The organism is Paenibacillus sp. p3-SID867, assembly GCF_025142895.1.
GTDB lineage: Bacteria > Bacillota > Bacilli > Paenibacillales > Paenibacillaceae > Paenibacillus_AQ.
Genome location: NZ_JAMBDM010000002.1, coordinates 461484 through 474789, shown reverse-complemented (window position 1 = coordinate 474789; position 13306 = coordinate 461484). Strand labels below are relative to the sequence as shown.

Sequence of the window (13306 nt, the reverse complement as noted above, 5' to 3'; positions counted from 1 at the left end):
GAATGCTTTATGGTGTTTTGACATCGGAGGAACTAGTCAATATACAAATAAGGAGGGATATCGCATATGTTGAAGCTTCTTGCGGCAGACGGCATTGATTCTGAAATTCAGGCGCACTATCGACTGATCGTTTCGGTGCGCGATACGATCGGCATGCATACGCACGACTTCTTTGAATTGTTTCTTATCCTGAAGGGAAGCGTTGTGCATGTCATTAATGGCAAAAGGCAGCTGCTCCAGGAAAATACACTCGTGTTCATACGGGACCGGGACGTTCATTACTATGAGCAGACGACGGATAGCGATTGCCAATTCATCAATCTGTCGTTCAATCGAGAGGTCCTGGACGACCTGATTGCTTTCTTGGGAGAAGGGTTCCCAAGCGAAAGACTGCTTGATCCGGCTATGCCGCCGTCGACCGTGCTGTCCAAAACGGAGAAGGAATACGTGCGGTACCGGCTAGACCAGCTCAGTCTGATCCCGCAGGAGAAGAAGCTGGCCGTCAAAGCGGAGGTAAGAGCCATCTTGACCGACCTGTTCTCCAGGTACATCAAGGCCGAAGCGGATCCAATAGATCTTACCGGACAGCCGGAATGGTTTAAGGCTCTGTGCAGAGATGCGAAAAAGAAAGAGCACTTCACACGGGGAACGGCTGCGCTTGTTGAGCTGTCGGGCAAATCGCATGCCTACGTATGCAGAATGTTTAGGAAGCATCTCGGCATGTCCCCGACCCAATACATTAACGAATTGAGAATGTCCTATGCCGAGAATTTGCTGCTGAACACGGATATGGAAATCGTGGACATCAGTCTTGAGATCGGACTTGACAACGTCAGCTACTTCTACGACTTATTCAAGCGGAGGCATAATTTAACGCCGTATCGGTATCGCCAATTCGGAACTATTCGGAGATAGTATGCTAATTACAGGTGGGATTATATACTTTTTTATGTATTGACGATAAAAATAGTATGTGTTATTTTCTACTTAGCATAATAACTTGTGGGACATCATGATGATTTTATCTATAGGGGACGGTAGCCGGAAGCAAATGCGTTTTCGACGAACGTTAGGATACAGTCTGGGGGTGAAAATGAATGCGCTTACATATAGAACGAATTAAATGGCCAGGCACATGTGACCTGGAGCAATAGCACCAGCTATATCCGATCACAATGTGTTAACAGTCAGGAGGTGTTCCTTTGAAAACAACCAATAACAGGCTGGTGGCCAGAATCGTCAAGCACCGCTATCTCTACCTTATGGTGCTTCCCGGCTTTCTGACGCTGTTAATCTTTCACTATTTTCCAATGTACGGAATATTAATCGCTTTCAAAGATTTCAACGCATCCAAGGGGATTTGGGGAAGTGAGTGGGTAGGGGTAAAGTACTTCACTTCTTTTTTTAACGATCCGATGGCGTTCAGGGTATTAAAGAATACATTGCTTCTCGGTTTGTATACTTTATTTTGGTCATTTCCGGCACCGATTATATTAGCACTGTTGTTTAATGAATTGAAAAACAAGGGTTTTAAGAAGCTTGTGCAGACGGTTTCTTACTTCCCGCATTTTATTTCGGTCGTCATTGTTGCGGGGATGCTTAAGGAATTTACGGCGAGAGACGGTTTGTTTAACCATATTGTCGGCTTCTTCGGCGGAGACCCGATCATGTTTCTTCTCGAGCCTGACTATTTCCGGACCATCTTCATCTCTTCCGGCATATGGCAGGGCGTCGGGTTCGGCACAATCATCTACCTTGCTGCATTAAGCGGAATAGATCCTACGCTGTATGACGTAGCCGAGGTAGACGGCGCAGGCCGATGGAAGAAGGTTTTGCACATTACATGGCCGTCACTCAAACCGACCACCATTATTTTGCTGATTTTCGCCGTGGGGGGAATCCTCGGAAGCGATTTCCAGAAGATTATTCTGCTTTATTCGCCTGAGACTTACGAAGTAGCGGATGTCATCGGATCCTATGTTTATCGGCAAGGTATACTGGGCGCACAATACGAGTACACAACGGCCATCGGATTATTCATGTCGGTTATTTCCTTTACGATCCTTTACTTTACCAATTGGTTAAGCCGGAAAGTATCAGAGACGAGTTTGTTCTAGGTGGTGGAGTGTTGAAAAAGGCTAGCTTGGGTTCCAGAGCTTTCGATGTATTCAATGTTGTTATCATGCTATTCATCCTGATTGTCGTGCTGTATCCGATTCTGAATATTATCGCGACATCGCTAAGCGGCACGCGTTACATCTCCTCGGGCAGCGTAACGATTTGGCCCAAGGGATTTAATCTGGAGGCGTACACGACGGTATTTCAGGATCCGTACATTTTTAAAGGATATCTAAACTCGATCATTTATGCGACCGGCTCTACGGGCATCATGCTGCTGTTTACGGCATTGATGGCGTATCCGCTCACGATCCCGGGTTTTGCGGGCAAGAAATTTCTGACCATTTTTCTCATGATTACGATGTTTTTCGGCGGCGGCTTAATCCCGACCTATCTGCTTATGCGCGGTCTGAACCTGTTGGATACGGTTTGGGTCATGATTCTCCCCGGTGCGATCAGTGCTTATAACGTGTTTCTGTTTCGGACCTTCTTTCTGAATATTCCTTCCGAACTGAAGGACTCCGCCTATATCGACGGGGCGAGTGATCTGGTGGTTCTCTTCAGGATCATACTGCCGTTGTCGAAAGCGCTGTTTGCAACCTTTGCTCTATTCGGTCTGGTCGGAAGCTGGAATAGTTGGTTCGAGGCTTTGATTTATCTGCGAGATCAGGACAAGTATCCCTTGCAGATGGTGCTCCGAAACTATCTGTTTACCTTGGATACGACTGCGATTCAAGGGCGGGTAGGAGGCGGCGCGGTCGCCATCAATGCTCCCGGGGAAACGCTTGATCCCAAGGCGGTACGAATGAGCGTCATCATTATTACCATGTTTCCGATCATGTGTATTTACCCGATCTTCCAGAAGCATTTCACCAAAGGGATATTCGTCGGCTCCATCAAAGGCTAAAGAAGCGGAGCGGCGGTGCAAGCAAGCTGAGTGTGCAGTCATTCATGGCAGTTATGCAGATTTGAAGAAGAAGCGGTTCATTGCGCAAATTAGGGGGAAATGGAATGAACAAATTGGCAAAAATGCTTGTCCTCGGATTGGCCCTACTGATGGTTTTTTCCGGATGTTCGAATAATTCCAAAAAAACCGATACCCATGAAGAGGATCAAGAAGTCATGCGCTTTTCGGTCACGCTGCCTGCGAACGGTGTGGATAATCCAAACAGTCTGGTAGGCAAGGAATGGCATAAACGCATGGAAGCTTATATGGGCAAGAAGGTGGAAATTGAATATAACTATATTCCGTCTTCCGAATATGACGAGAAGGTCAAACTTATGATCGCAAGCGACGATCTAACGGATTTCTTCGTGACGCCTTTATTCTATGATACGACCGAAATGGCCGAACAAGGCCAGCTTCTCGAGTTAGGCCAGTATAAAGATTTGATGCCGAACTATATGAACTACATTGGCAAGGTAAAAAACGGGATGAAGCGGGTAACGGATGCCGATGGCAACATGTTCACCTTTAAAGAAACCTCTACGCCTAGATTCCCCGAGGATCGCGGCATGCTCATCCAGAATACGTCTGCCTACCGCTATGACGTGTTCGAGGCCAATAACATCAAAATTCCGGAAACGCTCGATGAATTTTATGGGGCTGCCAAAAAACTTAAAGAGCTTTACCCCGACAAATATCCCGTAGCGACAAAGTGGAACAGCTTGAGATCGTTGTTCTCCGCGAACCATATCCGGGATGAAATTTTCTGGGACGGCGAGAAATACGTATACGGGGTTCTGGAAGAAGGGTATAAAGATGCGCTGCAGTTTGCGAATAAGCTGTATGCGGAGAAGCTGTTAGATCCGGAGTACACGATTGATACAGACGATACGTTGAAAAGAAAAGCGTTGAACGGCGACAATCTCATGTGGCTGACGCAGTGGTTTACGACGCCAGCCGAGTATACGAGAACAGCGGGCGACGGCAAGATATTCGCAGTTTCGTTGTATCCCGACAATCCGAAGTACGGAAAGGCCTGGCAGGAGGTTGTAAACGGCAATACGCCTGACTTGGGCTGGGGAGCCTACGGCATAAGCTCAAAAGTGAAAAACCCTGAAGAATTGATCAAATTCATCGATTATCAGTATTCGGATGAGATGATCCAGCTCATCACATGGGGAATTGAGGGCACGACCTATACGATCGGAGAAGACGGCGTTCCGACCTTTGTCGATTCGCTGAAAACGGCCAAGGATCCATGGTTGGAGGGCGATAAATACGGCATGCGTGCAAGTCGAAACCATAACCCCGGCTTGCAGATGGTGAGTGATGCAAGAGCGTTCGTGGATTTTGCCGCGACCGATTATACGGTATTTAACGGCAAATATGAAGAGGTGCCGATTGAGAAGGCGGAATTCCTGACGAGTCTGCCCATGCCCGAGAACGACTATGTTCCTTCCTGGTTGAGCGAGCCGTCGATTCAACTCACGGGGGATGAAAGCCAGCGGGTCTCGGAGATCATGAACCCAATTAAGACGTTCGTTACGGAAGAACAGGCCAAATTCGTAGCAGGCAAGAACAGCTTCGATCATTGGCAGGCATTCATCGATAAGGTCCAAAAAATGGGGAACATTGATGAAGCGCTGAAAATCTATAATGACGCTGCACAAAGAGCTCTAGCCAACTAACAGAGATTGTCCCTCCGTTCCCGACCGCCGCCGGCGGCAGTAAGTCGCAGAGCGATAGGATTAATGATAACGAAACCATAGGATGTGAGAAAGCTTGAGTGAAAAAAAAGAGATTTTATTTCATGCCGAAAAGCTGCTAAACAAAAGAAATCAATTTATGATGACGAAGCTTTCCTCTATAGATTTTTCCGGTTTTACAACAAGGGAACAACTATTCATCCATGAAATGGATGGGCGACCGTTTGAGAGCATCGCCCCGGGTCAACGGTGGGGGGAAAAGTGGGGATACGGCTGGTTCCGCTCGATGATCGTCGTTCCTCAGGAGGCTGTAGGCAAACGTCTTGTGGCCTTGCTTGATTTTGGATCCGAAGCGACCGTATATATTAACGGCATTGTGAGCGGCGCAAAGGACCTTAACCATCATTACGTAACGTTAACCCGTTCGGCGCAAGCCGGCGAGCGATTCGAAATTATCGCGGAAGCGTACGCCGGCCAAACGGATTCTCAGCCGATGTTCGGAGAGTCGCAGCTCTGCATTTTTGAAGAGGAAGTCTACCAATTTTTCATCGATATGGAATGTTTGTACGATCTTCGCAATCATCTCGATGCCAAATCCCTTCGCGTTGCGGAGATTGATCGTTGTTTGACTCAGGTGTTTGCCACGATCGACCTGACCCTGCGTCAGGAATTATTGGAAGAGAACGTAAAGCAGTGCCGGCAGATGATGGAGCCGCTCTTGGCCTGCATGAACGGTTCAACGGTGCCGACCCTGTACCTTATGGGACAGTCCCACCTGGATGTCGCCTGGCTGTGGCCGATCGCGGAAACGAAGCGGAAAATTGCGCGGACCATGTCCAATCAGCTGGCGCTCATGGACGAATATCCGGAATATACTTACACCCAGAGCCAGCCGTATTTGTTCCAGTTGGTCAAGACGCTGTATCCGGAGTTGTATGGACGCATAAAACAGGCGGTAAAGGAAGGGAAAATCATACCCGAAGGCTCCATGTGGGTGGAGCCCGATACGAATCTGCCCAGCGGCGAGAGTCTGATCCGCCAGGCGCTGCACGGCAAGCGGTTCTTCAAGGACGAATTCGGCGTGGACAACGAGATGCTGTGGCTGCCTGACGTATTCGGTTATTCCGGTAACCTGCCGCAAATCATGAAGGGCTGCGGGATCCATTATTTCGCGTCTACAAAATTGTTCGGTACTTATGATAATGTAGCGGACCCGTTCCCGTATAATACGTTCCTGTGGGAAGGGATCGACGGTTCGCAAATTTTGACGCATCTGATGAACTACGGCGATTACTACCCGCTTCGGATCAATCCGTCGTTCTTGATCCATCAGTGGAGCGATCGCGTCCAGCTTGAGGGGATTTCTACGCGACTCACGCAGTTCGGACACGGCGACGGAGGCGGCGGCTCCAATCGGGATGATCTCGAATTTATGCGCAGGCTCGGTAATTTGGAGGGCGTTCCCAAGACGAAGCATGGCTCGCCGATCGAATTTTTTGAGGATCAGATCGAAAAAGGCATCCCTGATGCCAAATACGTAGGAGAGCTCTATTATCCCGCCCACCGCGGGACGTACACGACGCAAGCGATCATCAAAAAGCTGAACCGGAAGGCTGAAATCGGTTTCCGCGAGGCGGAGCTTTGGGGAGCTGCCGCGGAGCTGCTGGTTAATCGGAACTACCCTCACGAGGACCTGGACCGGCTATGGAAGACCCTGCTGTTGCACCAATTTCACGATATTCTGCCGGGCTCCTCCATCCATCGTGTCCATGAAGAGGCGCAGCTTGAGCTGATGGCATTGAATGAGAACGTGTACGACATGGCATCGGATACAAGAGATGCGCTCACGGACGATGATGCCTCCCGGGTTACCGTCTTTAACTCGCTATCCTGGTCGAGAAAGGAATTGGTCGCGTTGCCTGCCGGCGTTCATGGCATTGCGGACGGGAACGGAGCGGTTATGCCGGTGCAATTGTACGAAGGCGTTCGTTATGCCGAGGTAAAGGCGCCTTCTATGGGCTGGTCGACGTACAAGGCTGAAGCGGAAGCGTCGGATGCTCCAGCAGCGTCGGCGATTCTTGCAACGGCATCGCGTTTGGAGAACGAATGGATTGCACTCGAATTGAACGAACAGGGCGAGCTTACTCGTATTTTTGACAAGGAGACCGGCACGGAATGGGCGGCGGATCGCTGCAACGTCATGCGAATGTATCGGGATCAAAATTCGGATTTCGATGCGTGGGAGATCGATCGGCGCTACCGCTTGGCACCCGTCGAGCTGAATACGAGCGCCAAGGTATCCGTTACCGCGAACGGCCCGCTCTTCGCGAATATTCGGGTTGAGCGCGAACTGAACCAATCGACCCTGGTCCAGGATATCCGGCTTTGTGCCGGCAGCCGCCGGGTGGAATTTCATACGACGATTCACTGGCGCGAGAAGAATAAGCTGCTAAAAGTCGATTTCCCTGTTCGCGTTCATGCGAACGAGTCGCTGCAGGAAATTCAGTTCGGTTACGTCAAGCGGCCGAATCATGCTTCGCGTCCGCATGATGCGGACCGATACGAAGTTGTTCAGCATAAGTGGTCGGCGCTTGCAGAAGCGAATCGCGGCTTTGCGCTGCTGAACGACTGCAAATACGGGATCTCCGTCAATGACAATACTCTGAGCCTAACGCTGCTTCGGGCTCCGACGTGGCCGGATGAGACGTCCGATCAGGGGACGCATCATTTTACATATGGATTTACGTTCTGGAACGGAGCGTTCCTGGGCAGTCCTGTCGTACGGGAAGCCTATGAGATGAACTATCCTGTCAGCCTCGTGTCTGGAGGAGGCCGGGAGGAGCAATCGTTGCTCTTTGTCGATCAAGCCAACGTGATCGCGGAGACGGTCAAGCTTGCCGAAGACGGGGCGGGCGATTGGATCATACGTCTGTACGAGAGCAAGGGAGCCTCCGTAGCGTGCGAGCTTCACTTCGGCCTGTCCGTTGCGAGGGTTTATGAGGCAAATATGCTGGAGGAGAGAATGGCGGAATTGCCGCACGAGGGCGGAAATGTATTGCTACAATTCGGTCCGTTCGAGGTGAAGACGATTCGGCTCCAACGGAGTGGGAGGAATAAAGGATGAAGCTGAAAGAAGGGCAACGCCTAGTCATGATCGGAGACTCGATCACGGACTGCGAACGTAAATATCCGTACGGGGAAGGGTTGTTCCAGGGCGTCGGCAAAGGGTATGCCGCACTTGTGGACGGGATGCTGCAGGCGGCATATCCCGAGCTCTCCATTCGCGTGACGAATATGGGCATCGGCGGCAATACGGTTCGGGATTTGCAGGCCAGATGGCAGACGGACGTACTGGATCTGAATCCGGATTGGTTAACGGTTATGATCGGCATCAACGATGTATGGCGGCGGTTCGACCAACCTGCTATCCCGGAGTCGCATGTGAGCCTTGAAGAATATGAACAGACCCTGGAAGAGCTGGTGCGATCGGCACTTCCCGGCCTGGAGGGACTCGTGATTATGACACCGTTCTATCTGGAGCCGAATGACCAAGATCGCATGCGCAGCCGGATGGACGAGTTCGGACGGGCTGCCAAGCGGGTTGCGGAGCGGGTAGGTGCATTGTTTGTGGATACGCAGGCTGCTTTCGCCAGCCATTTCGACTACGTGCATCCGACTGCGCTGGCGTCCGACCGGGTGCACCCGAGCTTGACGGGGCATCTGCTGCTTGCGCGCGCACTGCTGGAGGCGATCGGCTTCGATTGGTCGCGCATGCGAATGGGCTCCTGACGTCAACTGCACTTAGTTGTAGCATTCCTACTTTATATTGTGGGGGCTAGTAGAGCCAGTGCTTCCTTCATCAGCGTGGAGCAGGTAATCCGCAAAATGCTTGCAGAGCTCGGCGCGAAGTTTCTTCGAAATTCGCGCCGAAGCTTACATCCGCTTGCTTGTCGATCCGTATGTTCTGATTGAAAATGTACGTCGCTAGGTCCTTTTTTTATTGCTCGATTCGCGTATGTGTTGCTCTCCAAGGTGAGAAAGGAGGTGGTTATGGAGGCGTTTCGTACCCATGGCTGTAGAAATAGGGTTCGAACAGACGGTATCCGGTCAGCAACGATATCATTCTATCAAAATTGCAAGAAGTCGGGAGGTAAGAGTTATGAAGATGAAGCAGTGGAAACGTGCGGGAATATGGACATGCATCATACTGACGGTCATGACGGCTCCAGGCGCCGCGGTGACGGCGCAGGCTGCGGAAAGCAGCGCGGAGCCACATCTGAGCAATGCAAAGAAAACAGTTCAGGAGCCGTTCATGATCAAAATCGTGGATGCCGAGACGGGCCGGGGCATTCCTCTTGTTGAGCTGAAGACGACGAACAACATTCTCTATTACACGGACAGTGCCGGTGTCGTGGCCTTCAACGAGCCCGGCCTAATGGATCAGTCGGTCTTCTTTCATTTGTCGAGCGACGGTTACGACTTCCCTGCCGACATGTTCGGCAATCGCGGGCAGGCCGTACAGATCACGCCCGGGGGCATGATTACGATCGAGATGAACCGGGTCAACATCGCGGAACGGCTGTATCGGGTTACGGGACAGGGTATATACCGCGACAGCGTACTGCTTGGTTTGAATGCGCCGATTCAGGAGCCGCTGATCAACGGTCTGGTCATGGGACAGGATTCCGTGCAGACGATAGAGTACAACAATAAGCTGTACTGGTTCTGGGGCGATACCGACAGACCGGCTTATCCGCTGGGGAATTTCCGCGTAACGGGAGCGACTTCAAGTATGCCGCAAAACGGCGGATTGGATCCTGACGTCGGCGTAAATCTGAACTATTTTACTAAAGACGACGGCTTCGTCAAAAGCTTGGTGCCGCCGCTGCCCGACGGCGCCGGCATAGCCTGGGTGTTCGGTTTGATGACCGCCGAGGACAGCACAGGACAGGAGCGTCTGCTCGCCGGCTACAGCACGCATAATCCCGATCTCACCGCCTTCGGCATTCTTGTCTTTAACGACAATACGAAGGAGTTTGAGCAGGTCGTCCAGTTCCCTTCCAAAGACGATTGGCGCCATCCGGGAGGCCAAGCAACCTATTATGAAGAGTACGGGTCGGGTTACTGGCTCTTTACCGAACACCGGATGCCGAATTTGCGAGTTGCCGCCAGCTATGACGCCATCATCGACTATACTCAATACGAATCGTTTACGTGCTTGACGCCGGGAACGGCATACAACGGGGCTCAATCGTCGCTGGAACGAGACGGGGACGGCAAGCTCGTATGGGGCTGGAAAAAGAACACGCCGCCGCTTACCCAAAGTCAAGAGAAGGAACTGATCCAACTAGGGCTGATCCAAGCGGATGACCCGCATTATTATCAGTTGAAAGATGCCGATACCGGCGAAGCGGTGGAAATCGCCTCAAGCTCCGTCGAATGGAACGATTACCGGCAGCGTTACGTGATGATCGGGCAGCAGCTGCAGGGCAAGACGTCGGTGCTCGGGGAAATCTGGTACGCGGAGGCTCCGGCGCCTCAAGGCCCTTGGACTACTGCCAAAAAGATCGTAACGCATGACAATTATACTTTTTACAACGTGGCCCAGCACAAAAACTTCAACAAGGAAAGCGGCCGAATTATCTATTTCGAAGGCACCTACACGAATACGTTCACGGATCATGTCCCGACACCGCGGTATAACTACAATCAAGTCATGTATAAACTCGATCTGGCGAATCCGGAGTTAGGGCTAGAGCCGGTTCAAGAAACGACCGGTATATAGCGTTAGAGCGCCAGACCGTTATTGATGAACGAATAAGGACCTTTCCGTAAGCGCTGTGGGGCTTTACCGGAGAGGTCCTTTTCGACTTGAGCTTGTTCCTGCGGAACAAGCATACCTAGCTGCCGCTTCTCCATGATAAGCTGGGAGGAACGATATCTTTAACGGCGGAGTCCCCGTGGATTTCCCGATACTGCTTCGGAGTGAGATTCGTGAACTTCTTGAATGCGGCGAAAAAATGCCCTTTGGATATGAAGCCGCATTGATCTGCGATCTCCAGCACCGAGAGCTGGCTGGATATCAGTTTCTCCTTCACTCTCTCGATTCGTTCCTGAAGTATGTACTCGGACAATGACACGTTCATGATCTCTTTGAAAAGCTGCCGGATATAGCTCACGGAGAAGGAAAAATTGTCGGCTACTTGCTCGATCGACAATTGCGCATCCTGCAAGTGGTTGTCCACGTACTCTTTGATCTCCAGGACGATTTCTTCCTTGCGGCTTGAAGATTTCGGAACCTCGGTCTCGGACGCGAGCATTGTGACGATGCTCTCCAGCCATGCTTGATACTCGGACAGCGTGCTGTGCCGCTCGAGTAAATGATGAATGCTGCTGATTTCGTGCAGGACGCTGGATTTGTTGAAGTTCTTGAGCAGATCGTAGGTAAAGTAGGTCAGGTTAAGCTTGCAGTCGCGATAAGGAAGTTCATGGACGTGCTTCATCTGCTGACGCAGCAGAGCGAGCGCGGTCTCCGGGCGGCCGCGGCGGATCGACTTGATGATCTCGGCTGTCTCCAGCGCCTCAGACGCTGAAGGATACCCTGCCATAAACTCTTCATAATCGCTCTCCAGAAAAAATTGCTTCTCTCCGTTAAGAAATCGCAGCTTCGTCAATTCGTAGATATGATCATAGATGTTTCGGATATTGGCGCCGAAGTCATAGGCATTGCTGACTGCGGTGGTTGTATCAACGTTCAGGATACGTGCAACCTGATTCTGCGTCTCCTCAAGAAGACGTTGTAGTCGAAGCCCGCCGGATGCATGGCCCCCAACGACCAGAATGATATGGTCGCCGCCCATATCCAAGCCTTCGGCCGCATAAGAACCTGTGCCAATCACTTCTTCGCTAATATTGCGTATGGCGTACTTGATCAATTTCCGGGAGGGGAAATCGTAACGTTCGCAAAAGACCGTATAGGCTTCGATCCGAAGGACGGCCAAAAACAGAGCTTCACAGGAGGCCAGTTTGGTCTTGGTCTGAATATACTCGTAGCTCTTGGTACCCGGCGTACCGTGGAGCATCCACTGAGCGAGAAGCTCCGTTCGAACGAGCTCGGATTGATTTCTCATGGATGCATGAAGCTGTTCCACATTGTTCAGAAGCATATCGATGCCGTCATTGATCCATTGGATATCCGGCCTGGCATCTGACGTGGCATTTGCGAATGCAACCTTTCCCTTCAGCTTTTCCGACAAGAAGGTGATGGAGCGCAAGGAACGGCGAGAACTCCAGAAGAACAACAAGGAGAGGAGTGCCAATAGCAGCAATGTATACGTTATCAATTTTTGCTGGAATAAGGAGATATGGCGTGTCAAAATATGATACTCGTTCGAGTAGTATACCGACCAATTTTCAGTAGTCAGCTTGGCTGTATTAACGAACCATCTCTGATGCGGGAGCCGAACTTGAAAATCGCTGTCCTGCTGCTCCCGGCTCGCTTGATAAAGCTGTCCGCTCAGCGCGGGATTAGACACGCCCAATAGAAGTTGCCCGTGCTCGTCCAGAATCCGAATGTCTTGTTCCGAGGAGACCGTTTGGCCGAACAAAAGCTTCGACAGCAGCGGTTTGTCAACGAGCAGCACGAGATAGAAGTCAGACGGCTTCTTGGGGGTTGCAGGCAGAATAAGGGCCAGGGAGTCCGAGCCGTCCAGCGAATGATTAAAGAAGCGCAAATATTGGGGGTGGGATGACTCCACACGCTTCAGCATGCTCTGGTCGGCGAAGGATTCATTGCGGACAATTCCGACTTTGGAATCGACGACAAGATCGAGCTTCAAATTAATCAGATAGGATCGCTGGATGAGCGGTTCGGTGGACATGAAATTGGATTGGGCGACGAGTGCAGCATGGTTGATGAGCGGATCGTTGCTTGTATTGAAGAACCAGTTCTGAATATTCTGATCGGCGTACATGCTGAGCCCGTTAGCTTTCAAATTGCCGAGAATCATTTCGGCCTTCGAAGCCAGGTTGTTGACTTCGTTCTGCGAACTGCTGCGAACCTCCAGCATGGTGTATTTTGCGAATTCCGCAGACAGTAGATAGACGAAAGGAATAATGGAACAGATCAGAACGGTGGTCAGTAAAAGAAAGGTTCGAAAATAGGTCTTCTGTAAAATAGGTTTGATCCTCATATAATGCCAGCACCCCTTGCTGATGGATTGATGGTTTAAGGGTATAACGTAACTATTCGATAGAAGAAACGAACCGGGACCTCCTTACTCAATCATATCCTGACCCTCGTGTGAAGTCCTCATTTTGACAAAGTAGAAATTAAGATGATACCGAAAGTCCGATTACCGCACAATCCTTAAGTTGAGTACCCTTTGTGACACAATGAGGACTATTCCGAAATCCTCCTTCCATACATAATAAACACTGTCAGGATATGGCCACATCGGACAGACCAGATCGAATGGAGGGATACTATAAATTGAGAATGTTTAGGGATCTTGTAAAGAATCGGAGCTTGTATTCG

Annotated in this window: 8 protein-coding genes; 7 read left to right on the top strand and 1 reads right to left on the bottom strand. The window is 50.7% G+C overall.

Annotated elements, in window-relative coordinates:
• Positions 1-66 precede the first annotated feature (66 nt).
• The 7 genes from M4D81_RS05410 (at position 67) to M4D81_RS05380 (ending at position 10555) form a co-directional block, all read left to right on the top strand.
• Positions 67-915: an AraC family transcriptional regulator gene (locus tag M4D81_RS05410; protein ID WP_260064884.1), complete on the top strand. Its 849-nt coding sequence runs from the start codon at positions 67-69 to the stop codon at positions 913-915.
• Positions 916-1202: 287 nt separating this feature from the next.
• Positions 1203-2117 (top strand): ABC transporter permease, encoded by a 915-nt coding sequence (locus M4D81_RS05405; protein WP_260064883.1) that lies wholly within the window; start codon positions 1203-1205, stop codon positions 2115-2117.
• Between the two features lie 11 nt (positions 2118-2128).
• Positions 2129-3025 (top strand): carbohydrate ABC transporter permease, encoded by an 897-nt coding sequence (locus M4D81_RS05400; protein ID WP_260064882.1) that lies wholly within the window; start codon positions 2129-2131, stop codon positions 3023-3025.
• A 104-nt stretch (positions 3026-3129) separates the two neighbouring features.
• Positions 3130-4752 carry an ABC transporter substrate-binding protein gene (locus tag M4D81_RS05395; protein WP_260064880.1) on the top strand — a complete coding sequence of 541 codons (1623 nt, stop codon included), beginning with the start codon at positions 3130-3132 and terminating at the stop codon, positions 4750-4752.
• A gap of 94 nt (positions 4753-4846) precedes the next feature.
• Complete coding sequence (locus M4D81_RS05390) at positions 4847-7894, top strand: alpha-mannosidase (protein ID WP_260064878.1); 3048 nt, start codon at positions 4847-4849, stop codon at positions 7892-7894.
• Entirely contained in the window at positions 7891-8559 is a 669-nt protein-coding gene (locus M4D81_RS05385) for an SGNH/GDSL hydrolase family protein (protein ID WP_260064877.1), read from the top strand. The genes M4D81_RS05390 and M4D81_RS05385 overlap by 4 nt, the downstream gene beginning before the upstream one ends.
• 370 nt (positions 8560-8929) lie before the next feature.
• Complete coding sequence (locus tag M4D81_RS05380) at positions 8930-10555, top strand: DUF4185 domain-containing protein (protein WP_260064875.1); 1626 nt, start codon at positions 8930-8932, stop codon at positions 10553-10555.
• A 115-nt stretch (positions 10556-10670) separates the two neighbouring features.
• On the opposite strand, the gene M4D81_RS05375 is transcribed toward M4D81_RS05380, so the two are convergent.
• Positions 10671-12962, bottom strand: coding sequence for an AraC family transcriptional regulator (locus M4D81_RS05375; RefSeq protein WP_260064873.1), 2292 nt, complete (start codon positions 12960-12962; stop codon positions 10671-10673).
• Between the last annotated feature and the right edge of the window lie 344 nt (positions 12963-13306).